This window comes from Bradyrhizobium sp. cir1, assembly GCF_014198245.1.
Classification (GTDB): domain Bacteria; phylum Pseudomonadota; class Alphaproteobacteria; order Rhizobiales; family Xanthobacteraceae; genus Bradyrhizobium.
In genome coordinates, this window is sequence record NZ_JACIHE010000048.1 from 1 (window position 1) to 25,329 (window position 25,329).

Here is a 25,329-nt window from a genome sequence, read left to right on the forward strand (position 1 = left end):
GCCGGACATATGGATGCAAGCGATCCGATCAAACCTCAAAATGCTCTTGTGCCACGGGGGCCGTCCACATATGGGTCCCGGATCTGCGCGCGCTTAGGGCGCGCTTGTCCGGGACGACGGTGGAGTTTGTTGCAGCAGTCGAGAGAAACGCCCGCGCAGGAACCGTTCGCACCTGCACTCTCACATTATGAAAGGCCGCCGCGTGCGGCCTTACGTCATCCGAATTACCAAGAGAGTGAGCGGCCTTGCCGGTTGCCTCCCTCCACACGCGTCGGCTATCGTCCTGACAAACAGGCCGGAAAAGGCCCAAGAGACTAATGTCCAGGGAGGACGAGGATGCGGAGCGTGCGGGCGCTCGCCGCGACGGCGGTGCTATCTTTGCTGGCGTTTTCGACCATTGCATTCGCCGGCGAGCCCAAGCAGGGCGGTATCCTGCGGATGTATCATCGCGACAGCCCCGGCAATGCGTCGATCCATGAAGGCGCGACCTATTCGGTCAACATTCCCTTCATGCCGGTCTTCAACAACCTCGTCATCTACAAGCAGAACGAGGCGCAGAACAGGATGGACAACATCATCCCGGATCTCGCCGAGAGCTGGGCCTGGGTAAACGACAACAAGACTCTGACCTTCAAATTGCGCCAGGGCGTGAAATGGCACGACGGCAAGCCGTTCACCTCGGCCGACGTCAAATGCACCTTCGACATGCTGATGGGCAAGTCACAGCAGAAGTTCCGGCAGAATCCGCGCAAAGCCTGGTACAACGAGGTCAATGACGTCTCGACCAACGGCGATTTCGAGGTCTCGTTCAACCTGAAGCGGCCGCAGCCCTCGCTGCTGGCGCTGCTCGCCTCGGGCTATACGCCGGTCTATCCCTGCCACGTCTCGCCGGGCGACATGCGCACCCACCCGATCGGCACCGGTCCCTTCAAGTTCGTCGAGTTCAAGGCCAATGAATCGATCAAGCTGACGCGCAATCCCGACTATTGGAAGAAGGGCCGGCCCTATCTCGACGGCATCGAGTTCACCATCATCCCGAACCGCTCAACCGCGATCCTCGCCTTCGTAGCCGGCAAGTTCGACATGACCTTCCCAACCGAGGTGACCATCCCGCTGGTGAAGGACGTCAAGTCGCAGGCGCCGAACGCGATCTGCGAGATCGCACCGACCAACGTCTCGACCAACATCATCGTCAACTCGTCGGCGCCGCCGTTCGACAATGTCGACGTCCGCCGCGCCATGGCGCTGGCGCTCGATCGTAAGGCCTTCATCTCGATCATGTTCGAGGGCCAGGGCGACATCGGCGGCACCATGCTGCCACCGCCGAACGGCCTGTGGGGCATGCCGAAGGAGATGCTCGAGACCATCCCCGGCTACGGCCCCGACGTGAACGCCAATCGCGAGGAAGCGAAGAAGCTGATGCAGAAGGCCGGATATGGCCCGGACAAGCATCTCGCCGTCAAGATCTCGACCCGCAACATCCCGGTCTACCGCGATCCCGCGGTGATCCTGATCGACCAGCTCAAGAGCATCTATATCGACGGCGAGCTGGACGTGGTGGAAACCGCGAACTGGTTCCCGAAGGTCGCGCGCAAGGATTACATGATCGGGCTCAATCTCACCGGCAACGCCGTCGACGATCCCGACCAGTCGTTCTACGAGAACTATTCCTGCGGCTCCGAGCGCAACTACACCAATTACTGCAACAAGGAGATCGAGAAGCTGTTCGACGTGCAGTCGCAGGAGATCGATATCGCCAAACGCAAGAAACTGGTGTGGGACATCGACAAGAAGTTGCAGGAGGACGTCGCCCGCCCGATCATCTTCCATAGCCGGATGGGCACCTGCTGGCAGCCCTACGTCAGGGGCGTGACGGTGATGTCGAACAGCTCGTATAATGGGTACCGGTACGAAGACGTTTGGATGGACAAGTAGCGCGCTAACGGCTCGACGGGAGGGCGCGGGATGTTTGCCTATCTGGTGCGGCGCCTGTTCCTGATGCTCGTGACCCTGTTCGGGATCTCGGTCGTCATCTTCTTCCTGCTGCGCATCGTGCCCGGCAACATCGTCGACATCCTGTTTGCCGCCGCCGGCTATGTCGACCCCGCCGACAAGGCCAATCTGGAGAAGGAGCTCGGCATCGACCGCCCGCTGATCGTGCAATATTGGCACTGGATCAGCGGTTTTCTGCGCGGCGACTTTGGTTATTCCTATGTCTCGGAGAAGCCGGCGCTGCAGGAGATCCTGCCGCGGATTCCGATCACGGCGCGCCTAGCCGGCCTCGCGCTGCTGTTCTCGGCCTCGATCGGCATACCGCTCGGCGTCATTAGCGCCGTGAAGCAGGGCACACGGCTGGACTACGCTCTGCGCGTCGTCAGCCTCAGCGGCCTGTCGCTGCCCTCGTTCTGGCTCGGCCTGCTGATCCTGACCGCGTCGGTGGCGATGTTCAACCAGATGCCGATCTTCAATCCCAATCCGCAGACCTGGCTCGAAGCGTTCGCGACCTACGCCGTGCCGGCCGCCGCCGTCGGCTTCCGCAGCGCCGCCCTGACCATGCGCATCACGCGATCCTCGATGCTCGAAGTGCTGCGGCAGGACTATATCCGCACCGCGCGCGCCAAGGGCGCCTCCGAGGCCGCCGTGAACTATCACCACGCGTTGAAAAACGCGATCCTGCCCGTCATCACCGTGATCGGCATCGAAGCGGCGTTCCTGATCGGCGGCCTGATCGTCACCGAGACCGTATTCAACATCCCCGGCGTCGCACGCTTCCTGGTCGAGGCGATCCGCTGGCGCGACTATCCGATCGTGCAGAACCTCGTGATGTTCATTGCGGTGGTGGTGGTGTTCGCGAACTTCATTGTCGACATGCTGTACGCGGTGTTCGACCCGCGTATCCGGTACACGGATTAGGAGAGCCGCTTGGCCGCGATTGACTTTGATGTTGAACTGAGACGGGCCGGGGCGCATGCCACCGGCGGGTGGCGGCGCGTACTCTTCATGGCGCAGCGGCATGTGCTGGGCGCGGCCGGGCTCGTCATCATGACGGTGTTCGTGTTCACCGCAATCTTTGCCGATTTCATCGCGCGCTATGATCCCCTCACAGTCGATTCCGCGCGTGCGCTGATGCGCCCGAGTCTCGCGCACTGGATGGGGACGGACTCATTCGGCCGTGACGTGTTCAGCCGCATCATCCACGGTGCACGCATTTCGCTGGCCGTCGGCATCGGCTCGACCGCGCTAGGCGGCACGATCGGCGTCATCGTCGGGCTCACTTCCGGCTATCTCTCCGGCTGGGTCGATCTGGTGTTCCAGCGCGTCTCCGACGTGCTGCAGGCGCTGCCGCTGCTGGTGCTGGCGCTGATCATGACGGCTGCGCTCGGTCCGTCCTTGCCGAATGTCATCATCGCCATCGCCATTCCGCTGATCCCGACCGTGTCGCGCGTCATCCGGGCCAACACGTTGGCGCTGCGTGAACAGCCCTTCGTCGAAGCCGCCAAGTCGATCGGCATGAGCGAGATGCGCATCGCGCTCCGTCACGTGCTGCCGAACACGCTGGCGCCGCTGATCGTACTCGCCACCGCCCAGCTGGGCTCGACCATTCTCACCGAAGCCTCGCTCTCCTTCCTCGGCCTCGGCATTCCCGAGCCTTATCCGTCATGGGGCCGCATGCTCTCCGAATCAGCCGCCGAATATGTCCGCACCGCGCCGTGGCTGGTGATCTTCCCCGGCATCGCGATCAGCCTCGCCGTGTTCGGCGCCAATTTGTTTGGCGACGCCCTGCGCGACATCCTCGATCCCCGGCAGCGCGGCTGATGGCACAGAAATCCGATATCGTGCTCGAGGTGAAGAACCTGAAGACGGTGTTCTTCACGAGCTCAGGCCTGTTCAAGGCCGTCGATGACGTCTCCTTCACCGTGAAGCGCGGCGAGACGCTGGCGATCGTCGGCGAGTCCGGCTGCGGCAAAAGCGTGACCGCGCTCTCCCTGATGCGGCTGGTGCCCGATCCGCCCGGCCGCATCGTCGGCGGCTCTGTTACGCTCGAAGGCACCGACCTGCTGTCGCTGGATGAAGCGCAGATGCGCGCCGTCAGGGGCAATCGCATCTCCATGATCTTCCAGGAGCCGATGACCTCGCTCAATCCGGTGATGCGGATCGGCGACCAGATCGTCGAGGCCGTGCGGCTGCACCGGAACATCTCGGCGAAGGAAGCGCAAAGCATCGCGGTCGAGATGCTGCGGCTGGTTCGCATCCCCGAACCGGCACGGCGCGCGCGCGAATATCCGCATCAGCTGTCCGGCGGCATGCGCCAGCGTGCGATGATCGCGATGGCGCTGGCGTGCCGGCCGGCGCTGCTGATCGCGGACGAGCCGACCACCGCGCTCGACGTCACCATTCAGGCGCAGATTCTGGCGCTGATCCTCGATTTGCAAAAGGAGCTCGGCACCGGGCTCGTGCTGATCACGCACGATCTTGGCGTGGTCGCGCAGACGGCGCAGCGCGTGATCGTGATGTATGCGGGGCGAAAGGTCGAGGAGGCCAGCGTCGAAGCGCTGTTCGCCGCGCCCAAGCATCCCTATACGCGCGGGCTGATGGCCTCGATCCCGGCCGTCCCGGCATCCGGCGTCGCCGCACCAGCGCGGCTGAACGAAATCCCGGGCACGGTGCCCTCGCTGGTGCGGCTGCCAAAGGGTTGCGCCTTCGCGCCACGCTGCAAGCTCGCCATCAAACGTTGCGAGGCCGAATATCCGCCGCTGGCGGATTGGGGCGGCGGCCATCTCGCCGCCTGCTGGCGCGCCGAAGAAGTCGCGGAGGTGGCATGACCGAGGCGCTGCTCGAGGTCACCGACCTCAAGAAACATTATCCGGTGCGCGCCGGCGTGCTGCGACGGCAGGTCGGCACCGTGCACTCGGTCGACGGCGTCTCGTTCTCGCTTCATGCCGGCGAGACGCTCGGCCTCGTCGGCGAATCCGGGTGCGGGAAGTCGACGGTGGCGCGCAGCGTGCTGCGGCTGGTCGAGCCGACGTCGGGACAGATCCGTCTCGACGGCGAGGACATCACCCATCTGTCCAAGACGGCGCTGCGCCCGCACCGCCGTTCGATGCAGATCGTGTTCCAGGACCCGTTTGCCTCGCTCAACCCGCGCATGACCGCAGGCGACATCGTCGGCGAGCCGCTCGCCGTGCATGGGCTTGCGAGCGGCAAGGAGCTGGAGGCGCGGGTCGCAAAACTGTTCGAGCAGGTAGGCCTGCGGCCCGACCAGATGGGCAATTTTCCGCATCAGTTTTCAGGCGGGCAGCGCCAGCGTATCTGCATCGCACGCGCGCTCGCGCTGGAGCCGCGCCTGATCGTCTGCGACGAGCCGGTATCCGCGCTCGACGTCTCGATCCAGGCACAGGTGATCAACCTCCTGATCGACCTGCAGCGCCGGCACGGCTTCTCCTATCTCTTCATAGCGCACGACCTCGCCGTGGTCGCCCATATCAGTCACCGGGTCGCGGTGATGTATCTCGGCCGCATCGTCGAGATCGCCGACAAGGACGAGCTGTTCCGTAATCCGAGGCATCCCTATACGCAGGCCCTGCTCGCCTCGGTGCCGATCGCCAATCCGCTAGCAAAGAAGCTTGCGCCGCTGGTCGACGGCGATGTGCCGAGTCCCGTCAATCCACCGTCAGGCTGCGCGTTTCACACCCGATGCCGCTTTGCGATGGAGCGATGCAAGACGGAGCGGCCGGCACTGGTGGATGCGGGTGATGGGCATCAGGTGGCGTGTTTGCTGAACGAAGGGACTGGCCGGAGCAACGCAACTTCGTAGGGTGGGTTAGCCAAGCGGACTGTGCGAAGCGCAGGCCGTTTGGCTAACCCACCTCTTTGATCTCCGCGGTGACAGAAGTGGTGGGTTACGCCCAGCGGACTGCGCTTCGCGCGGCCGCAGGCTAACCCACCCCACGATCGCGTAACGCCCGGATCACCGGCCACGCCGCAAGCGCGGCAGCGAGATGCTTGAGCGTGTGACCCGAGACCATGTGCCCCGTCGCTTCGAACACTGTCACATCGCCGAGCTCGAACAGCTTGGCCAGCACATAGAAGACAATCACGCCGCCAAGCGGCACACCAAGCGCACCGGGCCGAGGACGTGTCAGCGCCAGTCCGACAGCGAGCGCCATGCCGCCGAACTGCACGACCACCCATGGCGTCAGATTCTCGCGTGCCACCCAGGCCGCGAGCAGGCCCGCAACCATCATCAGCACCAACACTGCCTCACCCGCGCGCATACTGATGCGCTCGCTGGTCGCGATGGCCAGAAATCCCGCGAACGCAACCGCCATGCCGAGACGATCGGCCACGAGCCGTTGCGGCATATCAGGGTCGAGGTGATAGAAGCCTGAGCCCAAGCAAGTCAGGATCAGTCCGACAAAAAACCAGCTTGCACCCACGGGCGCATCATTGCGGGCGCGTAGTCGCTCTGTGCCCCAGACGCCCAGCGCGAGGAAAGCGAGATTGCTCAGCACGTCGCCGGCGTTGGGCACGCCGAGCCAGCTGCGGGTGTCGACGAAATGCGGGATGTGCCACGCAGCGGCAGGCATCGCGGGCGCGACAAGTGCCGCCAGTGCCAGGAGGAAGAGTGCGCCAATGAGACATTTCTCGCGGGTTTGGAATGGAGCGAAGGAGCGCCGGCCGGACATGGACGGAAGCAGGGCATCGGTCACTTGGGCTTGGTCACGTGCGCGCAACATGCTGGCCTCTCGATATGCATTGAACAACGTTCAATATTTGTAGACCATACATGAACATTGTTCAATATAAATCGTCCGCCGGCGTTGAGCAATCAAACCTCATTGAAATCATTGATAATTCTGGTCGCGACAACGGCCGGTGCCGTAGGGTGGCAAAGCGGCCTGTCCGCCGTAGCTCGAAGAGCGACGGCGGAAGCGTGCCCACCACCGAGGATGCCATCGACGCATAACGGTGGGCACGGCGCTTCACGCCTTTGCCCACCCCACGAGACCACGTTTGCGGCACTACCCCGCCCCGATCTCCGCCACGATCCTGCCGGTCGTGACCTGCTCGCCTTCGGCGACGTCGATCGCGGCGATCACGCCGTCGATGCCGGCCTTGTGGACGTGCTCCATCTTCATCGCTTCCAGCGTCAGCACCGGCTGGCCCGCGGTGACGCGGTCACCCGGCTTGACGAGGACAGCGACGACGCGGCCATTCATGGCGGCGCGGACCTTGCCGTCGCCGCCATTCGTTACCGCCGCTTTCGGCGCGGCGAGGGTGAGATCGGTGACGGTTAGCGGAATGCCGCGGTGCTGAAGGTAGAGCCGGTCGCCGTCGCGCAGGAACTTTGCGCTGTCCATGACACCGTCGTGGCGGAAGCGGATGGCGTCGGGATCGATCTGGTCGATTTCGAACTTGTCTCTCCGGCCGTTGGTGGCGACCGTGTAGCTGCCATTGCGCTCGCGCGTGACTTCGAGTTCGTGCGTCTGGCCGGCGATTTCGATCTTCGCCGACAGCGGGAAGGTGGCGGCAAGACTCCGGCCGCCCTGCCATGACGGCGCGCGCGGGTTTGTGACGTAGAGCAGCAGGCCCGCCAGCGCCATGTCGAATGCGGCGTTCGCGCGTGGAGCAAGCAGCTCGTCGCGGTGCGCGCCGATGAAGGCCGTCGTCGCTTCGCCCCTGGCAAAGCCGGGATGACGCAGGCACGACATCAGGAACGCCTGATTGGTTGTCACGCCGAACGCCGTGAACTGCTCAAGGCCGACGATCAGCCGCCCCCTCGCTTCCTCGCGCGTAGCGCCGTGGCTGATCACCTTGGCGATCATGGAATCGTAGAACGGCGGAATCTCGGAGCCCGACTGCAGCGCGTGCTCGACGCGAATGCCATCAGGCACCTGCCAACGCGCCATGCGGCCGGACTGCGGCATGAAATCCTGCGCGGCATCTTCCGAGCAGAGCCGTACCTCGATGGCATGGCCTGTGAAGCGGATGTCCTGCTGCTTCACCGGCAAGGGTTCGCCGCGCGCGATGCGCAGCTGCAGCTCGACGAGATCGAGCCCGGTGATCGCCTCGGTGACGGGATGCTCGACCTGCAGGCGGGTGTTCATCTCCATGAAGTAGAACTCGCCGCGTTCGTCGAGCAGGAACTCCAGCGTCCCCGCCCCCTCGTAGCGCAGCGCCTTCACCGCCGCGACCGCGACCTCCCCCATCTTCTCGCGCAGCTCGGGCGTGACCGCGGGCGATGGCGCCTCCTCGATCAGCTTCTGGTGCCGCCGCTGCACCGAGCAGTCGCGCTCGCCGAGATGGATGGCATTGCCGTGGCTGTCGCCGAACACCTGGATCTCGATGTGGCGGGGATTCTGGATGGCGCGCTCGAGAATGACAGAGGGATCGCCGAATGCTGCCTTTGCCTCCGACCGCGCACTGCGTAGCGCGTCGGGGAACGACGCCGCATCGGTGACAAGCCGCATGCCGCGGCCGCCGCCGCCGGCCACCGCCTTGATCATCACGGGGAAGCCGATCTTCTTGGCCTCCGCGAGCATGACCTCGTCGCCCTGCTCAGTGCCCTGATAGCCGGGCACGGTAGGCACGCCAGCCTTCTTCATGATCTCCTTGGCGCCGGCCTTGTTGCCCATCGCCTCGATCGCCTGCGGCGAGGGGCCGATGAAGACGAGGCCGGCATCCTTGCAGGCTTGCGCAAAATCCTCGTTCTCGGCGAGGAAGCCGTAGCCGGGATGAACGGCATCTGCTCCGCTCGCCTTCGCTGCGGCAATGATCGCGGGGATGTTGAGATAGGACTGTGCCGGCAAAGCTTCGCCGATGCGCGCGGCCTGATCGGCCTGCCGCACGTGGAGCGCGTCGCGATCCGCATCGGAATAGACCACGACGACGCCGAGGCCGAGCCGCCGCGCGCTGCGCATCACACGAAGTGCGATCTCGCCGCGATTGGCGACCAGGACCTTGAAGAACGGTCGGTGATGCACTGATCCGTTTCTCATGGGCGGGCCACCGAGAATTGCATGCGCTGGGGCGTTCGTGCATCGCCCTCGCGGCAGATCGCGAGCACCTCTGAGAGCACCGCACGGGTGTCGCGCGGATCGATGACGCCGTCGTCGAGCACGCGGGCGCTGGTGGAGAACACGTCCATCTGGCCGTCGAACACGCCGATGATCTGCGCCTTCATGGCGTCGAGCTTGTCCTTCTCGATCGGCTTGCCGCGGCGCGCCGCCGCGGCCTCGGTCACGATCGCCATGGTCTCGGCCGCCTGCTCGCCGCCCATCACCGCCGTCTTGGCATTGGGCCAGGAGAAGCAGAAGCGCGGATGGAAGCCGCGGCCGCACATGCCGTAATTGCCGGCGCCGAACGAGGCGCCGCAATAGATCGTGATCTGCGGCACCGTCGCCGAGGTCACGGCCTGGATCATCTTCGAGCCGTGCTTGATCATGCCGGCTTCTTCATAGGCCTTGCCGACCATGTAGCCGGTGGTGTTGTTGAGATAGAGGATCGGCGTGCGGGTCTGGCAGCAGGCCTGGATGAAATGCGTCGCCTTGTTGGCGCCTGCGGGATCGAGCGGGCCGTTGTTGGTGATGATGCCGATCGCCTGACCCTCGATGCGGGCATGGCCGCAGACCGTGGCCGGGCCGTAATTCGGCGCCATCTCGGTGAAGTCGGAATCGTCGATGATGCGCGCGATCACCTGCTTCATGTCGACAGGACGCTTGTGGTCCATCGGCATGATGCCGAGCAGCTCGTCCTGGTCGTAGCGCGGCGGCTTGAATTGCTGAGCCGTCCTGCCCGGACGCTCCCATTCCATCGCCGCCATGATCTCGCGCGCGATGCGCAAGCCGTCGCGATCGTCCTCGGCGAGATAGTCGCCGAGGCCGGAGATTTGCGTGTGCATCTCGGCGCCGCCGAGTTCTTCCTCCGTCGCGATCTCGCCGGTTGCGGCCTTCAGCAGCGGCGGTCCCGCAAGGAAGGCGCGGGTACGGCCGCGGACCATGACGATGTAGTCGGAGAGACCCGTTTGATACGCGCCGCCCGCGGTGGAGGAGCCGTGCGTGACGGTGACGACCGGCAGTCCCGCCGCCGACAGCCGCGCCAGGTTGCGAAAGATGTTGCCGCCGCGGACAAAATCCTCGACGCGGTAGCGCAACAAATTGGCGCCGGCGCTTTCGACGAGCTGGACATAAGGCAGCTTGTTCTCCAGCGCGAGCTCCTGCACCCGCAGCGTCTTGTCGAGGCCGTAAGGTTGCAGCGCGCCGGCATCGATGCCGGAATCGCTGGCGCTGACCATGCAGCGGATGCCCGCGACGAAGCCGATGCCCGCGATGACGCCGCCGCCGGGCACGCTCTTATTGGGATCGGGCACGTCGAACATGTAGCCGGCGAGCGTCGACAGCTCGATGAAGGGCGCACCGGGATCGAGCACCAGCGCGACGCGCTCGCGCGGCAGCAATTGGCCACGCTTGTGGAAGCGGTCCTTCGCCGCGGCCGACGCCGCGCGCGTGCGCTCTTCCAGCGCGCGCATGCGGTCGATCAGCGCGAGCATGCCGTCGCGGTTGGCGTGGTAGCCGGCGCTGCCGGGGGAAATGGTGTTTTCGAGAATGGACATGACTCTATCCTACCCGTCATTGCGAGGAGCGAAGCGACGAAGCAATCCAGTCTGTTTCCGCGGAGAGATTCTGGATTGCTTCGCTTCGCTCGCAATGACGGTTGAGGCTACCTTCAGCGATTCGTCCCAAAGATCTTCCGCGCCTCGGCCGGGCTTGCGATCTCGCGGCCGGCGCGCCTTGCGCAGGCGGCGACGGCCTCGATGAGCTCGCCGTTCGAGGTCACCTTTGTGCCGTCGGCGAGATAGAAGGTGTCCTCCAGACCAGTGCGCAGATGGCCGCCGAGCTCGGCGCAGCGCTGGTGCAGCGGCCAGATCTCCTCGCGGCCGATGGCAGTGACCTGCCAATGCGCCTCGGGGCGCTTCAGCTTGACCAGGATCGGCAGCAATTCAGGGTCGGCAGGCATGCCGGAAGCAACGCCCATGACGAAATTGTATTCGAGCGGACCCTTGTACATGCCGACCTGGTGGTACATGCCGACGCAGCGGACGATGCCGACGTCGAAGCATTCGAACTCCGGGATGGTGCCGACGGCGTTCATGACGTCGAGATAGTCCTTCACCTTCTCGACCGCGTTGTCGAACATCATCGGCGGCCAGGCCCAGGTATTGTCTGCCTTCACCTTCAGGTAATTCAGCGAGCCGGCATTGCAGGCGGCGATCTCCGGCCTGGTCTCGCGGATGCAGTCGAGCGCGCCAGAATAGTTCGGCCCCGACACGCCCGAGGTGTGGTTGATGATGACGCCGGGACAGGCCTCGCGGATCGCCTGCTGGATTTCCTTGCTGACGCTGACTTCCCAGGACGGCAGATGCCCCTTGCCCGGCGCCTGCTGGCGCAAATGGATGTGCATGATGGACGCGCCGGCATCCAACGCAGCCTTGGCCTCGCGCGCCATCTGCTCGGGCGTCACGGGCACGTTGTGCTGCCTAGGGTCGGTGAGCACGCCGTTCAGCGCGCAGGTGATGACGGCCTTGTCGCTCATGCGTTCAATGTCTCGCACGTTGAGAATTCAACGGTTGCGATCATGTGACGCGCGACATGCGGCTTCTTGCGCGGAGAAGCTAGCTAAAGACGAGCTATCGTAGGGTGGGCAAAGCGACTTGTCCGCCGTAGCTCGAAGAGCGAAGGCGGAAGCGTGCCCACCATCTTTGCCAGTTGCCGAGAGGTGGTGGGCACGGCGCAAGAGCGCCTTTGCCCACCCTACAAGACCGGTGTTAGCCCGCCTCCGCGAGCCGCACCGTCTCGGTGCTGCGGTAGATCGCAAGGTCGCGCGAGCCGACGAAGATCGCGCGCGGCTTGAGGCCATAGAAGCGGCGGATCGAGTGGCTGAAATGGGTGGAATCGGGATAGCCGATGTCCTGCGCGAGATGGGCGAGGTTGAGGTCCTGGTTGGCGAAGTGCAAGAGATGCCGCGCACGCTTCCAGGCCCGGAAGGAGCGGAACGAGATGCCGGTCTCCTCCTTGAACAAATGCAGGAAGCGCGAGGCGGAGAGCCCCGCTTCGGCGGCGCAGGTATCCGCCGTCACCGGCTCGCCGGAGAAGCGCTCGATGCGGGCGACCGCGCGCGTCACGCGCGGATCGAGACGGCGGCGCGGCAGCGCCTCGCCAAAGCACATCTCGTCGAATTCGGCGGTCGTGATGTCGCCATAGCGGCGCTGGCGCAGCAGCGCATAGGCGGCAAGAATTTTTCGGGCATAGACGGCCCGATCGGGTCCCATCAGCCGCTGGGCCAGGGCCTCGATCACACCATCCGGCATGCTCTCCGGCTCGAGCGTCACGCTGATCACGGTGCGGTAGTCGCTGGCAATGGAATGCCGCTGGTTCGGCAGGGTGACGAACAGCTCGCCGGTGGCGAGAGAGTCGTCGATGGTCAGGTGCAGATTGCCCTTCACCGCCACATAGACGTGGCAGCAGCCGGGCGTCCGCTTGCGGGGGCGGCCGAGCAGGCCGGCATAAAATACCCGCTCCGGCGTGATCAGCATCAGGTGGTCGGATTCGCGACCGTTATATTCCATTGGGCTCCTCCTCGCGCGGCTCTCTGGCCGCTGCGGACGGAGGTCACCTTAGCGGAAATTTGGGCGCTGTCACGACGGGATAGCGCTGTCATGAAAACACGCGCTGTCGTTCCGGGGCGGTCCATTGGACCGAACCCGGAACCTCGAGATTGCTGCGCGAGACTCCGGGTTCGCGCTATTGCGCGCCCCGGAATGACAGACTCCCTTACGCCCTCACCCGTGGCGCAACATTCTGCTCAACGCCGGCCTTTTGCTCCGCAGCAACGGCGCGTTTGAAGCCGTCGCGCTGCTGCAGGCGCGCCCAATAGGCTGCGACATTTGGCCCGAAATCCTTCGCCAGACCGATACTGTCGGCGAGGCGAAGCGCATACCCGATGACAATGTCCGCGGCGGTGAAGCGGCCAGCGCATAAGGTTTCGGCATTCGCGGTGGCCGCCTCAACGGCGCGCAGCCGGCCCAGGAACCATTTTGCGTAATCGGTGGCGACCTGCGGATTGCGGCGCTCCTCCGGTTCGAGCTGGGTGTAGCGGAGCACCAGCGTCTGCGGGAAGGTTAACGTGGCGTCGCTGAAATACATCCAGTTCAGGAAGGCGCCATAGGCGGGATCTTCCAGGCCGACCATCAAAGGGGTCGGACCATATTTGATGCCGAGGTAATGGCAGATGCCGGAGGATTCCGTCATCCTGGTCTCGCCGTCGATCATGAAGGGGATCGTGCCGAGCGGATTGATGCCGAGATAGTCCTTGGCGAAGACCCGCGGCGGGAACGGCAGCATCTTCAATTCGTAGGGAAGCCCCATCTCCTCCAGCATCCAGAGCGGGCGGAAGGAGCGCGCGGCGTCGCAGTGATAGAGCGTGATCATGATGCATTCCCTTTGCTGCCAGGCAGCGTCCCCATCATCTTGCACAGGACCATCAGCATCACCTCGTCGGCGCCGCCGCCGATCGAGGTCAGGCGGCTGTCGCGATAGGCGCGGCTGACCGGCGTCTCGTTGGTAAAGCCCATTCCGCCCCAATATTGCAAGCAGGCGTCGGTGAGTTCGCGGCCGAGCCGGCCGGCCTTGAGCTTGGCCATGGTCGCGAGCCGCGTCACGTCCTCGCCCGCCACCAGTTGCTCACCAGCGCGATAGATCAGCGCGCGCAGCAGCTCGACCTCGGTCTGCATCTCCGCGAGCTTGAAGTGCACGACCTGGTTGTCGAGGATGCTGTGGCCGAAAGCCTTGCGGTTGCGGGTGTACTCGATGGTCTGGTCGATGATGTATTCGTGCGCCTTCAGGCAGGCCGCCGCGCCCCAGAGCCGCTCCTCCTGGAACTGGATCATCTGGTAGGTAAAGCCCTTGCCCTCCTCGCCGATCCGGTTGCGCTTGGGCACGCGGACATTGTCGAAGAAGATCTGCGCGGTGTCCGACGAGCGCATGCCCATCTTGTCCAGCTTTCGGGCGACCGTGACGCCCTTGCTCTTCATGGGCACGCAGATCAGCGATTTGTTGCGGTGAACCGGACCATCGCCGGTGTTGGCGAGCAGGCAGATCCAGTCGGCCTGGGTGCCGTTGGTGATCCACATCTTGCCGCCGTTGATGACGTAATCGTCGCCGTCGGAGCGCGCATTGGTCTTGATCGAGGCGACGTCGGAGCCCGCGCCGGGCTCCGAAACGCCGATGCAGGCGACGAAGTCGCCGGAGATCGAGGGGCTAAGGAATTCGCGGCGCACCTCGTCCGAGCCGAACCGCGCCAGCGCGGGCGTCGCCATGTCGGTCTGCACCCCGATCGCCATCGGCACGCCGCCGCAGGTAATGGCGCCCAGCTCCTCCGCCATCATCAGCGCATAGGAATAGTCGAGGCCCGAGCCGCCGAACTCGACCGGCTTGTTCAGGCCGAGGAAGCCGAGGCTGCCCATCTTCTTGAACAGCTCATGCGCCGGGAAGATGTCGGCCCTCTCCCACTCATCGACATGAGGATTGATCTCGTTGGCGATGAATTTTTGTAAGGAGCGACGGATGTCGTCGTGGTCGGCGGTGAATAGCATTTTGCCCCCTTTGTCATTCCGGGGCGCGCGAAGCGCGAACCCGGAATCCATTCCTCTACGGAGTCTGGAGCCAGATGGATTCCGGGCTCGTGCGCCTTGCGCACGCCCCGGAATGACAGAAGGTCACAACCCCATCTGCCGCGACGCCAGATCCTTCATGATCTCCTCGGTGCCGCCGCCGATGGCGTTGACCTTGACCTCGCGGTAGATGCGCTCGGCCTTGATGCCGCGCATGAAGCCGGCGCCGCCAAAAATCTGCACGGCCTCCGAGGCGCAGAACGCCATGGTCTGCGTCGCCTGGTTCTTCATCATGCAGATTTCGGCGACCGGGCTCTCGCCATGCTCGAGCCGCCAGGCCAGCATCTCCAGCATCGCCTGACTGGCGGCGACTTTCTGCGCCATGTCCACGATCTTGTGCCTGATGACCTGGTGCTGGACGAGCGGCTTGCCGAAGGTCTTGCGTTCCTTCGCGTAGGTGATCGCCTCGTCGAGGCAGACGCGCGCGAAGGCGGTGCAGCTCGCCGCCATGCCCATTCGCTCGCTGTTGAAATTCTGCATGATGATCTTGAAGCCGTGGCCTTCCTCGCCGATCAAATTCTCGGCCGGCACCCGGCATTCGTCGAAATGCAGCGTCGCGGTGTCGGAGGCCCACCAGCCCATCTTCTTCAGCTTGGTCCTGGACAGGCCGGGCGTATCGCCCTCGATCAGGAGCAGGCTGACACCGCCGGCGCCCGCGCCGCCGGTGCGCACTGCAACGGTCAGATAGTCCGCGCGCACACCGGAGGTGATGAAGGTCTTCTCGCCGGTCACGACGTAGTGATCACCGTCGCGCCGCGCTCGGGTGTGGAGATTTGCAACGTCGGAACCACCGCCCGGCTCGGTGATCGCGAGCGCGGAGATCTTCTCGCCTGAAAGCACCTGCGGCAGCACGCGCGCCTTCACCTCGGCCCGCGCCGCACGCGCGATCGGCGGCGAGCCGATAGTGTGGCTCATCAGGCTGGCGCTGACGCCGCCGGCGCCGGCGCGCGCCAATTCCTGGCTGGCGACGATCTTCATGAACTGGTCGGCGGCGATGCCGCCATATTCCTCGGGGAATCCGAGCCCCAGCAGGCCAATGTCGGCCGCCTTGCGATAGAGCTCGCGGGGGAATTCGCCGGCCTCGTCCCATTCATGGGCGAACGGGGCGATCTCCTTCTCTACGAAGCGGCGCATGACGTCGCGGAAGGCGTCGTGCTCGGCGGTATAGAATGGGCTCTTCATTGCAGTCTCGCCCTCTTGGCGGATTCGTCGCGTCCACCATGGCTGGAACATTTGCCGTTCACTTGCGCAGAGTGGCTGACCGGAGGAACTGCTCCGGAGCACCTTATCTCCTAGCAACTCAACGCAAGACGATTTTCGTCCCTCGCAGGCCAACTCCAAATCAAAAAAGACGTGGTGCACAAACTCCGGCTGGCCCTCGCGGCCACGCCGGGCATGGTGCCCTGCAAGAGGATACAGGCGGCACACCGCCGAGGGAGGGATTTGTGGCCGTTCGTTACTACGACTGGATCGCCCACCATAGCCGCCGCACGCCGAACAAAGTCGCGCTCATCGACCTCGCGAGCGAGCGCCGCTTCAGCTATTCGCAGTTTGACGCCCGCGTCTCGCGCCTCGCCTCGTTCCTGCGTCACACGCTGAAGGTCTCGCGCGGCGACCACGTCGCGGTGCTGGCGCTGAACACAACCGATACGCTTGAGGTGCAGTTCGCCTGCGGCCGGTTGGGTGCGATCTTCGTGCCGCTGAACACCCGCCTCACCGTCCCCGAGCTTCAGTTCATCACCGCCGATTGCGCGCCGAAGGTGATGATCCACGATATCGATCTGGCCGCGACCGCGCTCGCCGTCGCAAAGCTCTGCAACGTTGCGACCAGCCTGCTGCTTGGCCCTGATGGCACCTATGAGGCCGGCATCGCCGCCGCAAAGCCGCTCGATCGGATCGAGGAGGTCACGCTCGATGACGTCTCGACCATCATGTACACGTCGGGCACCACGGGTCATCCCAAGGGTGCGACCATCACCCATGGCATGACCTTCTGGAATTGCGTCAATCTCGGCGGCCCCGCCTGCATCGGGCCGTCCTCGGTGCTGCTCACCGTGCTGCCGCTGTTCCACACCGGTGGTCTGAATTGCTACACCAATCCGGTGCTGCACGCTGGCGGCACGGTCATGATCATGCGCGCCTTCGATCCCGGCACGGCGCTCGGCCTGATCAACGATCCCGCGCAGGGCATCAACGTGTTCTTCGGCGTGCCCGCGATCTACCAGTTCATGGCGCAGCATCCAGCCTTCGCGACGACCGACCTCAGCCGGCTGATCGTCGGCGGGGTCGGCGGCGCACCGATGCCGGTGCCGCTGTTGAAGGTGTGGGAGGCACGCGGCGTCGCGCTTCAGCAGGGCTACGGCATGACCGAGACCTCGCCGGCCGTGCTGGTGCTCGACCGCGAGGATGCGGCGCGGAAAGCGGGCTCGGCCGGCAAGCCGGTGCTGCACACCGAGGTCCGGATCGTGCGGCCCGACGGCAGCGATGCCGATGTCGGCGAACTCGGCGAGCTCTGGGTAAAGGGGCCGAACATCACGCCGGGCTACTGGAACAGGCCGGAGGCGAACAAGACATCCTTCACCGACGGCTGGCTGCACACCGGCGATGCGACCCGCGTCGACGAGGAGGGCTTCTACTACATCGTTGACCGCTGGAAGGACATGTACATCTCCGGCGGCGAGAACGTCTATCCGGCCGAGGTCGAGAACGTCCTGCACCAGCTCACCGCGATCGCGGAAGCCGCGGTGATCGGCATTCCCGATCCGCAATGGGGCGAGGTCGGCCTCGCCATCGTCGCGGTCAAACCGGGCCAGCGGCTGACCGAGGCGGATGTGTTCGCGCATTGCGCGGCCAATCTGGCGCGCTTCAAATGTCCGCGCCAGATTCGCTTCGTCGGTGCGTTACCTCGCAACGCCACTGGCAAGATCCATAAGCCGACGTTGCGCAAGGAATTCTCCGCTGCCTCGGAGGTCGACAAGAAAGTCGCCAACGCCTGATCGGAGCGCCCCTTGCGGGCGCCTTTCTTTTTTGAAGTGCCTGCCCCAGCCCACAAGAAACCCAAGGAATTTCCATGAAGAACAAGAAAAGCTGACCCTATGCCGGCAGGAACAGCGCGAACGGCTCTTCCACCGTGCGGCGCAGGTGCTTTCGATACAAGGCGTAGTTGGCGTCGTCGGGCGCGACCCGTCCCAGGGACGGCTTCAGAATATTTTTGAGCGGCACATAGGCGATCGGCGCAGCAATCGGCGTCAGCTGCGAGCCGGGACCGGCGCGTAGCGTCGAGATGATACCGTACATCTCGCCGGCGACCGTCGGCCGCGACACCGTGATCACGCGATGCTGGCCGTGCTTGATGATGACGAGATAGATGAATCCGGACTGGTGGGGAACGGCGACCTCGCCGGTGTGCTCATAGGCGGTATCCGTCCGCTCCCCCTCGCGGAAGACCAGCGATGAGACCTTCGGCTCCCAGACGATCTCGGTGCGGTAGGCGAAAATCGCGTCCTTGTCACCGAAGGACGGCCGCAGCGTGATGTAGACGTCCTCGAGCCAGGTCACCGCGCGATGCGCATAGGAGCCGAGGCTGTCCGGCGCGACGTCATTTGCGGCCGGAGGCGTCACCACGGCGGCGCCCTTGCGCAAGGACACGCCCAGCGCCTGCTCCAGCCGGACCGTCGTCGCCAGCGTGAACGGCCGGCGGCCGCCGAGAACCTTCTCCAGCGTCGACAGACTAAGCTTGGCCTGCTCGGCCAGCGCCTGCCGCGAGATCCGGCGTCTGGCCAGCTCCTCGCGAATGGTTTCCGCGATCTCGCGGCTCTGCTCGTCCGAAAGCTGCTTGTCGGCCTGCGTCTGCATCGTCAACCCTGCCTTGGAGTCCCATTCTAGCAGGGCGGACAAAGCAGCACAAAACCGCACATGGCCGCCTGGCGCCAGCCTGCCCAGGCCGGCCGCGGCGGAACATTGCCGATCATTCTGCTCGCGAAATCATGCCCTCCAGGCGAATGCTGAAGGCCACCAAACATGCTTCGGGAGCAGGCCAATGGACACCTACGACACAGCCGACAGCGACGAACACCCCCTGCTGGGCCGGCTGATCAAGGTCGGATTATTCCTTCTCGCGCAGAGCATCGCGGTGATGCTGGTCGCCTTCGTGGCCCTGCTGGTGAGCTTCGGCACGGGCTGGTCGGCGACGACCGAACAGGCCAGCCTGCTGCAGCCCGGCGACGCCAGGTCCGGCAGTCTCCTGTTGAAGGAGGACGGTGCCACTACCGAGGCGATCCGCCTCGGCACCGACATCGACATCACGGTATCGGGCCCGACGCTGCGCGCCCGCGTCACGCAGGTGTTCCGCAATCCGACCAGGGACTGGGTCGAAGCCACCTATGTCTATCCGCTCGCAACCGACGGCGCGGTCGACACGCTGAAGATGGTGGTCGGCGACCGCGTCATCGTCGGCGACATCAAGGAGCGGCAGCAGGCCCGCGTGATCTACGAGCAGGCGCGCAGCGCCGGCCAGAAGGCCGCGTTGACCGAGCAGGAGCGGCCCAACATCTTCACCAACTCGGTCGCCAATATCGGCCCCGGCGAGACCGTGCTAGTGCAGATCGAATATCAGGAGCCTGTGCATCAGTCGGGCAATGAATATTCGCTGCGTCTGCCGCTGGTGGTGGCTCCGCGCTACAATCCGGCGCCGATTGTGCAGAGCGTGGACTTCCGCAAGGATGGCTCCGGCTGGGGCGCGACGACGTCAGAGCCGGTGCCGGATCGCGACCGCATCTCCCCGCCCGTGCTGGATCCCGCCAGGAATGCACCGGTCAACCCGACCAGCATCACGGTGCGCCTGAAGGCCGGCTTCGCGCTCGGCGAGGTCAGGAGCCACCACCATAACGTCAAGACCGAAAGCCCTAATAATGCGACGCGCATCATCACGCTCACTGATGGCGCTGTCCCCGCCGACCGCGATTTCGAGCTGAGCTGGAAGCCGGCCGCCGAGAAGGCGCCGTCGGTCGGGCTGTTCCGCGAGCATGTCGGCGATGCCGATTACCTGCTCGCCTTCATCACCCCGCCGAGCGCCGAGCAGGCGACGCAGAAGCCACTGCCGCGCGAGGTCGTGTTCGTCATCGACAATTCCGGCTCGATGGGCGGCACGTCCATGGTTCAGGCCAAGGCGAGCCTGCTCTACGCGCTCGGCCGGCTGCAGCCGAATGACCGCTTCAACGTGATCCGTTTCGACGACACCATGGACGTGTTGTTTCCGGCCTCCGTGCCGGCGGATGCCGCCCATGTCCGCGAAGCGACCGCGTTCGTCAGCGCGTTGCAGGCGCGCGGCGGCACCGAGATGGTGCCGGCGATGCGCGCCGCGCTGACCGACAAGATCAGTGACACGAACATTGTTCGCCAGGTCGTATTCCTGACCGACGGCGCGATCGGCAATGAGCAGCAATTGTTCGAGACCATCACGGCGATGCGCGGCCGCTCGCGCGTGTTCATGGTCGGCATCGGGTCTGCACCCAACACCTATCTGATGACGCGCGCTGCCGAGCTCGGCCGCGGTGCCTTCACCCATATCGGCTCGGTCGAGCAGGTCGAGGAGCGCATGCGCGGCCTGTTCGCCAAGCTGGAAAATCCTGCGGTGACCGGCCTCACCGCAAAATTCTCCGACGCCAGGGCCGACGTCACCCCGGCGATCATTCCCGATGTCTATCGCGATGAGCCGCTGGTGCTGGCGGCGAGGCTCGACAAGCTCGCGGGCTCGCTCGAGATCAGGGGACGGGTCGGTGACCGTCCGTGGTCGGTGACGCTGCCGCTGCAAAACGCAGCCGAAGGCAAGGGTCTGTCCAAGCTCTGGGCCAGGCGCAAGATCGGCGATGCGGAGGTGGCGCGCACCCTGCACGAGATGACGCCCGAAGACTCCGACAAGGCGATCCTGGCGCTGGCGCTCGACCATCAGATCGTCACGCGGCTCACCAGCCTCGTCGCGGTCGACAAGACGCCGAGCCGGCCCGAGGGCGAACTGCTCAAGCTCAGTGACTTGCCGATCAATCTGCCGGCCGGCTGGGATTTCGAGAAGGTGTTCGGCGAACGGCCGCATCTGACGCCGACACAGCTGCGCGAGCGTCACGCCGACGCGCGCAATCAGCCGGCGACGCGACGGCCGACGCCCGCCGCGCCCGATGCGATCCGCCTGCCCAAGACGGCAACCTCAGCCGAGCTGAAGATGATCGCAGGCCTGGTTCTGATCGTCCTCGCCCTGATCCTGTTCGTGTTCAACCGGCGTCAGCCCTTGCTCACTGACGCCGCTTGAGAGAGGAGCCCCCCGAACTCCTCTGTTAGCGCGCGCGGCTGCCCGTCCCATAACGGCCGCGCGCGCCCTTTTTGATCGTCATTGCGAGCGCAGCGAAGCAATCCAGGCTGCCTCCGCGGAGAGACTCTGGATTGCTTCGCTACGCTCGCAATGACGGGAAGGACAATGCCCCGCCTCATCTCTCCCCTGCTATTGGCCTTGATCGGCTTCATCCTGTTCGGCGACGGCGTCTATATCCACGCCAAGGCGTGGCTGGCGCAGGTGCTGCTGGAGCGGGCGTTCGACCGAAGCATTGCGACGGGACAGGCGGTCAAGCCGTGGTCGTGGGCCGACACCTGGCCGGTCGCGCGAATCGAGGTCAAGCGGATCGGCGCCAGCGCCATCGTGCTGGAAGGCGCGAGCGGACAGGCGCTCGCTTTCGGACCCGGCCATATCCAGCACACGGCTGATGCGGGCGAACGCGGGATTGCCGTCTATGCCGCGCACCGCGACACTCATTTCCGCTTCCTGCGGAATGTTGCCATGGGTGACATCATCGACGTCACACGCAGCGACGGTCGACACATTCGCTATCGCGCGGATTCCTCGGCCGTGGTCCGCTTCGATGCATCGGGCATCGATGCCACGACACAAGGTTTCGAGCTCATTCTCGCAACCTGCTGGCCATTCGACGCCGTCACCTCCGGCCCCGAGCGCTACATCCTGCATGCAACATTGATTGGAGCCGACAGATAGATCTCCGATCGGACTGACACGCACCGATGCGCACATCATTCCACCACACGGCATACCAGCCACACAGTTGCCAAAGGACTCGCCATAGAACAGAGTGACGCGACACCAAAGAAGAACAACAGGTGAGGTCTCCATGGAAGCCCATGTGTCTGCTGCGTCCGCGTTCCGTCCATGGTCTTCGCCGCCAGATGCCAGCGACATCGTCAAGGGAATTCATGCCATGCTGCACCCGCACAACATCGTGCTGGTGGGCGCAACCGACAAGCCCGGTAATTATGCCGAGCGCATCTGGAACAATCTGGTCAAATACGGTTTCGAGGGCGGGCTCTATCCGGTCAATGCCAAACGCGAGAGCATCTGGGGCGTCCGCTGCTACAAGGATTTTACGAGCCTTCCCGAAAAGCCCGATCACGTTCTGGTGCTGGTGCCGGCGCGCTTCGCCGTGCAGGTGATCCGCGAGGCCGCCGCGGCCGGCGCGCGCTCAGCCACCATCGTCACCTCGGGCTTCAGCGAGCTGCAGGACGACGAAAGCCAGAGGCTCGCTGCCGAATTGCAGACGGCGGTGCGCGAGACGGGTCTCGCGGTCACCGGCCCGAACTGCCTCGGCAATTTGAGCGCCGGCGAAAAGCTCTTCACCAATATCGACGATCGAATCGTCACCATGGAACAGGGCGCGGTGGCGATCGCCGGCCAATCCGGCGCCATCGTCATGGCGATCCGTCAGGCGCTGGAGGATCGCGGCGTCGGGGTCGGCTACATGGTGACCACAGGCAACGAGGCCGGGCTCGAGACGCCAGACCTGATGCGTTATTTCGCCGAGGATCCGAGCATCAGGGTGATCGTGGTCTATCTCGAAGGGGTCCGCAACACCAAGGCGTTCCGCGATGCCTGCAAGGCGGCGCGCGCCGCCAGCAAGCCGGTGATTGCGCTCAAGCTCGGCGCATCCGAGGGCGGCCGCGCCGCGGCGATGGCGCATACCGGGGCGCTGGCAGGATCGATCGAGACGTTCGATGCCATCGCAACGCGCGAAGGCGTGATCCGCGTCGACGGCCTCGATGAGTTGATCGAGACCACCGAATGCTTCGTTCACGCAGCCGTACCGAAGGGCGACCGGCTCGCCGCTGTCACGCTGTCCGGCGGCAAGCGTGGCATGCTGCTTGACGCCTTCTACGCCGAAGGCCTCAACTTCGCGCCGCTGAGCCCGCATGTCGGCTCGGAGCTGGCAAAGATGCTCGGGCCGGGCTCGATCGTCGGCAACCCGCTCGACGCCGGCTTTGCCGCAGTGGTCGATCCCTCCGTCTACATGAAGTCGATCAAGCTGATGATCGACGACCCGGATATCGACATCGTCATCGTCGATGCCGAGCTGCCCAAGGCGCCGCACGAGCTGCGCGAGCGTAACCTGCGCATCGTCAACGAGATGGCAAGCCGCGCCGCCAAGCCCGTGATCTATATCAGCGCGATGTCAATCGGCTTCACCGAGTTCACGAAGGGATTTCGCAAATCGTTGCCGCATCTCGCGGTGATGCAGGGCATGGACCGCGCCGTGACCGCGATCAAGTCGCTGCTCGCCTATGCGAAGCTGTGCAAGGAGGTGCCCGACATCGTATCGAGCTCGAAGCCCGCCGCACGCGCCGTGCTGGAAAAGGCGCTGAACTCGGCGAACGGCGCCGCGCTCGACGAGGTCGCCTCGAAGAAGCTGCTGAAGGCCTATGGCATTCCGATCTCGAAGGAAGCGATCGCGCAGACGGCGGCAGAGGCGGTGAAGATCGCCAAGCAGATCGGTTTTCCGGTCGTGGCGAAAGTCGTCAGCGCCGAGATCCTGCACAAGTCGGACATCGGCGGCGTGGTGCTGAACCTCAACAGCGCGGCCGACGTGAAGAAGGCGTTCGCCGACATCACCGCGCGGGTGGCGAAGCTGAAGGGCAAGCCGAGGCTCGACGGCATCCTGATCGCACAGCAGGTCAAGGCCGATCTCGAGCTCGTGGTCGGCGCCTCGCTCGATGCCGAGATGGGCCCGGTCGTGCTGTTCGGCACCGGGGGCATCGACATCGAGCTGATGAAGGACGTCGCCCTCGCCGGCGCGCCGCTGGACGAAGCCGAGGCGCGGCTCCTGATCGGCCGCACCAAGGCCGGCATCAAGATGCGCGGCTATCGCGGCAAGCCTGCCCTGCACGAGACATCCGCGGTGAAGGCGCTTGTCGGCCTGGCCAATCTGATCGCGGATGCCGGGGACCGGATCGCCTCGATCGACATCAACCCGTTCCTGATCAATGCCACGACGGGTGTGGCCGTCGATGCGCTGATCGTGCTGAACAATGCTGCGGCAAAGCGTGCGGCCGGGCATTGATGTTGGGTGAGGCTGGTTACGCTTCCGCCTACGCTCTTCGAGCTTCGGCGGACAAGTCGTTAACCCGCCCGATGTACCATCGCGGCCTTCTTCCAACTTCCCCGCTTTGGCCGTAGACTCAGCCTCATGGCACGCGCGAGCAATGTGGTGATCGGAACGGCGACACTGGCGGTGATCGCCGTGGCGTTCGGTGGCGTGCTCGGCATGCAGAAATGGCGCACCATCCAGAGCCGCAGCCAGTTGCGCGTGGTGTTCGAGGGCGGTTCCGCCAGCGGCCTGCGTCGCGGTGGGCCGGTCAATTTCGATGGTGTGCCCGCCGGCCAGATCCTGTCGATCAAGCTGGACAGTCCGCGCAGAATCGTGGCGCTGGTGATGCTCGACAACACCGCACCGATCCGCAAGGACACCGTGGCGGGCATCGAGTTCCAGGGGCTCACCGGCGTTGCCGCGATCTCGCTGATCGGAGGCGCGCCCTCCGCGCCGCCGGTGCCGCTGGACTCGGATGGCATCCCCGTGCTGACCGCCGATCTCAGCGACGCCGAATCCATCGTCGACACCCTGCATAGTGTCGACCGCACGATTGTGAGCAACGCGCCTGCGATCAAGGAGGGCCTGCGCACATTCGAGACCAACACCGCCGATCTCAGGAGCAAGGGCGGCGAGATCGATTCCGTGATGGCCAAGGTCGACACCGCCTTTGCGGGCTTCGACAAGGCGGTCACGAAGATCGAGGGCGTGGTGCCCGGCTTCGTTGACGGCAAGGCCGACGAGCTGTTCGAGAAGGTGCAGGGGCTGCGCGAGCTCGCTGACACCATGAAGAAGAAGTCTGCGAGCTATCTCGAGGACATTCGCCGCTCGCTGCTCGACGTCAGCGAGACCGCCAACAAGATGGCCGGCACGCCGACACCCGCTGCAGCCCCGCGCCCGCCGCGCAAGCCTCCGCAGAAGAAGCAGTGACGTTTCTTTCTTATCCTCCCCTGGAGGGGGAGGATCGGATCGCATGAAGCAAAGCGAAATGCGATTCGAGGTGGGGTGAAGGTGCTACCCGGCATGCGGTGCCCGAGTGGAGAGATCACCCCACCCCGCTCGCGCTACGCGCGATCGACCCTCCCCCTCCAGGGCAGGGGAATCGCATATGATTTTTGTGGGCCTATTGCGTTGAATTGCAATATGGATTCTGAGGACGACACTCGATTGATTGGGGGTGTCGGA

The 25,329-nt window shown here is 64.6% G+C and carries 19 protein-coding genes; 10 read left to right on the forward strand and 9 right to left on the reverse strand.

Annotated features, from left to right (window positions below; all coding sequences use genetic code 11):
- Window positions 1-336 precede the first annotated feature (336 nt).
- From GGD63_RS39170 to GGD63_RS39190, 5 genes are read left to right on the forward strand one after another with little or no spacing between them, the layout of a single operon-like run.
- On the forward strand, window positions 337-1,935 hold the full coding sequence (locus GGD63_RS39170; protein ID WP_183250533.1) for an ABC transporter substrate-binding protein: 1,599 nt from the start codon (window positions 337-339) through the stop codon (window positions 1,933-1,935).
- A gap of 30 nt (window positions 1,936-1,965) precedes the next feature.
- On the forward strand, window positions 1,966-2,913 hold the full coding sequence (locus GGD63_RS39175; RefSeq protein WP_183250534.1) for an ABC transporter permease: 948 nt from the start codon (window positions 1,966-1,968) through the stop codon (window positions 2,911-2,913).
- A gap of 9 nt (window positions 2,914-2,922) precedes the next feature.
- Entirely contained in the window at window positions 2,923-3,816 is an 894-nt protein-coding gene (locus GGD63_RS39180; RefSeq protein ID WP_183250535.1) for an ABC transporter permease, read from the forward strand.
- A complete protein-coding gene (locus tag GGD63_RS39185; protein WP_183250536.1) occupies window positions 3,816-4,823 on the forward strand; it encodes an ABC transporter ATP-binding protein in 1,008 nt (335 codons plus the stop codon). Before GGD63_RS39180 ends, GGD63_RS39185 begins: the two co-directional genes overlap by 1 nt.
- Complete coding sequence (locus GGD63_RS39190) at window positions 4,820-5,815, forward strand: ABC transporter ATP-binding protein (protein WP_183250537.1); 996 nt, start codon at window positions 4,820-4,822, stop codon at window positions 5,813-5,815. The genes GGD63_RS39185 and GGD63_RS39190 overlap by 4 nt, the downstream gene beginning before the upstream one ends.
- 121 nt (window positions 5,816-5,936) lie before the next feature.
- Here the strand turns inward: GGD63_RS39190 and GGD63_RS39195 are convergent, their stop codons facing one another.
- The 8 genes from GGD63_RS39195 to GGD63_RS39230 form a co-directional block, all read right to left on the reverse strand.
- Window positions 5,937-6,737, reverse strand: coding sequence for a hypothetical protein (locus GGD63_RS39195; RefSeq protein ID WP_183250538.1), 801 nt, complete (start codon window positions 6,735-6,737; stop codon window positions 5,937-5,939).
- A gap of 285 nt (window positions 6,738-7,022) precedes the next feature.
- Window positions 7,023-8,999: an acetyl-CoA carboxylase biotin carboxylase subunit gene (locus GGD63_RS39200; protein ID WP_183250539.1), complete on the reverse strand. Its 1,977-nt coding sequence runs from the start codon at window positions 8,997-8,999 to the stop codon at window positions 7,023-7,025.
- Window positions 8,996-10,612, reverse strand: a complete 1,617-nt coding sequence (locus tag GGD63_RS39205) for an acyl-CoA carboxylase subunit beta (RefSeq protein WP_183250540.1) — start codon at window positions 10,610-10,612, stop codon at window positions 8,996-8,998. Before GGD63_RS39205 ends, GGD63_RS39200 begins: the two co-directional genes overlap by 4 nt.
- Before the next feature lie 113 nt (window positions 10,613-10,725).
- Entirely contained in the window at window positions 10,726-11,592 is an 867-nt protein-coding gene (locus GGD63_RS39210; RefSeq protein ID WP_183250541.1) for a 3-keto-5-aminohexanoate cleavage protein, read from the reverse strand.
- Between the two features lie 232 nt (window positions 11,593-11,824).
- Window positions 11,825-12,625, reverse strand: a complete 801-nt coding sequence (locus GGD63_RS39215) for a helix-turn-helix domain-containing protein (RefSeq protein WP_183250542.1) — start codon at window positions 12,623-12,625, stop codon at window positions 11,825-11,827.
- Between the two features lie 205 nt (window positions 12,626-12,830).
- On the reverse strand, window positions 12,831-13,487 hold the full coding sequence (locus tag GGD63_RS39220; RefSeq protein ID WP_183250543.1) for a glutathione S-transferase family protein: 657 nt from the start codon (window positions 13,485-13,487) through the stop codon (window positions 12,831-12,833).
- Window positions 13,484-14,650 carry an acyl-CoA dehydrogenase family protein gene (locus GGD63_RS39225; protein WP_183250544.1) on the reverse strand — a complete coding sequence of 389 codons (1,167 nt, stop codon included), beginning with the start codon at window positions 14,648-14,650 and terminating at the stop codon, window positions 13,484-13,486. Before GGD63_RS39225 ends, GGD63_RS39220 begins: the two co-directional genes overlap by 4 nt.
- A 123-nt stretch (window positions 14,651-14,773) precedes the next feature.
- On the reverse strand, window positions 14,774-15,910 hold the full coding sequence (locus tag GGD63_RS39230) for an acyl-CoA dehydrogenase family protein (protein WP_183250545.1): 1,137 nt from the start codon (window positions 15,908-15,910) through the stop codon (window positions 14,774-14,776).
- A gap of 263 nt (window positions 15,911-16,173) precedes the next feature.
- Here GGD63_RS39230 and GGD63_RS39235 point away from each other — a divergent pair, with 263 nt between their 5' ends.
- Window positions 16,174-17,724, forward strand: a complete 1,551-nt coding sequence (locus tag GGD63_RS39235) for a long-chain fatty acid--CoA ligase (protein WP_183250546.1) — start codon at window positions 16,174-16,176, stop codon at window positions 17,722-17,724.
- 97 nt (window positions 17,725-17,821) lie between these two features.
- On the opposite strand, the gene GGD63_RS39240 is transcribed toward GGD63_RS39235, so the two are convergent.
- A complete protein-coding gene (locus GGD63_RS39240) occupies window positions 17,822-18,583 on the reverse strand; it encodes a helix-turn-helix transcriptional regulator (RefSeq protein ID WP_183250547.1) in 762 nt (253 codons plus the stop codon).
- Between the two features lie 184 nt (window positions 18,584-18,767).
- On the opposite strand from GGD63_RS39240, the gene GGD63_RS39245 reads away from it, so the two are divergent.
- The 4 genes from GGD63_RS39245 to GGD63_RS39260 all read left to right on the forward strand — a co-directional run bounded on the left by GGD63_RS39245 (window position 18,768) and on the right by GGD63_RS39260 (window position 25,074).
- On the forward strand, window positions 18,768-21,032 hold the full coding sequence (locus GGD63_RS39245) for a marine proteobacterial sortase target protein (RefSeq protein ID WP_183250548.1): 2,265 nt from the start codon (window positions 18,768-18,770) through the stop codon (window positions 21,030-21,032).
- Window positions 21,033-21,197: 165 nt separating this feature from the next.
- Entirely contained in the window at window positions 21,198-21,767 is a 570-nt protein-coding gene (locus GGD63_RS39250) for a class GN sortase (protein WP_183250549.1), read from the forward strand.
- A gap of 133 nt (window positions 21,768-21,900) precedes the next feature.
- Entirely contained in the window at window positions 21,901-24,117 is a 2,217-nt protein-coding gene (locus GGD63_RS39255) for an acetate--CoA ligase family protein (RefSeq protein WP_183250550.1), read from the forward strand.
- Between the two features lie 126 nt (window positions 24,118-24,243).
- Window positions 24,244-25,074 (forward strand): MlaD family protein, encoded by an 831-nt coding sequence (locus GGD63_RS39260; protein WP_183250551.1) that lies wholly within the window; start codon window positions 24,244-24,246, stop codon window positions 25,072-25,074.
- Window positions 25,075-25,329 lie beyond the last annotated feature (255 nt).

Coding starts and splice junctions, on each gene's coding strand:
- GGD63_RS39255 (WP_183250550.1), top strand. CDS start 21,901: ATGGAAGCCCATGTGTCTGCTGCGTCCGCGTTCCGTCCATGGTCTTCG.
- GGD63_RS39245 (WP_183250548.1), top strand. CDS start 18,768: ATGGACACCTACGACACAGCCGACAGCGACGAACACCCCCTGCTGGGC.
- GGD63_RS39170 (WP_183250533.1), top strand. CDS start 337: ATGCGGAGCGTGCGGGCGCTCGCCGCGACGGCGGTGCTATCTTTGCTG.
- GGD63_RS39185 (WP_183250536.1), top strand. CDS start 3,816: ATGGCACAGAAATCCGATATCGTGCTCGAGGTGAAGAACCTGAAGACG.
- GGD63_RS39230 (WP_183250545.1), bottom strand. CDS start 15,910: ATGAAGAGCCCATTCTATACCGCCGAGCACGACGCCTTCCGCGACGTC.
- GGD63_RS39175 (WP_183250534.1), top strand. CDS start 1,966: ATGTTTGCCTATCTGGTGCGGCGCCTGTTCCTGATGCTCGTGACCCTG.
- GGD63_RS39215 (WP_183250542.1), bottom strand. CDS start 12,625: ATGGAATATAACGGTCGCGAATCCGACCACCTGATGCTGATCACGCCG.
- GGD63_RS39225 (WP_183250544.1), bottom strand. CDS start 14,650: ATGCTATTCACCGCCGACCACGACGACATCCGTCGCTCCTTACAAAAA.
- GGD63_RS39220 (WP_183250543.1), bottom strand. CDS start 13,487: ATGATCACGCTCTATCACTGCGACGCCGCGCGCTCCTTCCGCCCGCTC.
- GGD63_RS39200 (WP_183250539.1), bottom strand. CDS start 8,999: ATGAGAAACGGATCAGTGCATCACCGACCGTTCTTCAAGGTCCTGGTC.
- GGD63_RS39195 (WP_183250538.1), bottom strand. CDS start 6,737: ATGTTGCGCGCACGTGACCAAGCCCAAGTGACCGATGCCCTGCTTCCG.
- GGD63_RS39210 (WP_183250541.1), bottom strand. CDS start 11,592: ATGAGCGACAAGGCCGTCATCACCTGCGCGCTGAACGGCGTGCTCACC.
- GGD63_RS39205 (WP_183250540.1), bottom strand. CDS start 10,612: ATGTCCATTCTCGAAAACACCATTTCCCCCGGCAGCGCCGGCTACCAC.
- GGD63_RS39240 (WP_183250547.1), bottom strand. CDS start 18,583: ATGCAGACGCAGGCCGACAAGCAGCTTTCGGACGAGCAGAGCCGCGAG.
- GGD63_RS39250 (WP_183250549.1), top strand. CDS start 21,198: ATGCCCCGCCTCATCTCTCCCCTGCTATTGGCCTTGATCGGCTTCATC.
- GGD63_RS39260 (WP_183250551.1), top strand. CDS start 24,244: ATGGCACGCGCGAGCAATGTGGTGATCGGAACGGCGACACTGGCGGTG.
- GGD63_RS39190 (WP_183250537.1), top strand. CDS start 4,820: ATGACCGAGGCGCTGCTCGAGGTCACCGACCTCAAGAAACATTATCCG.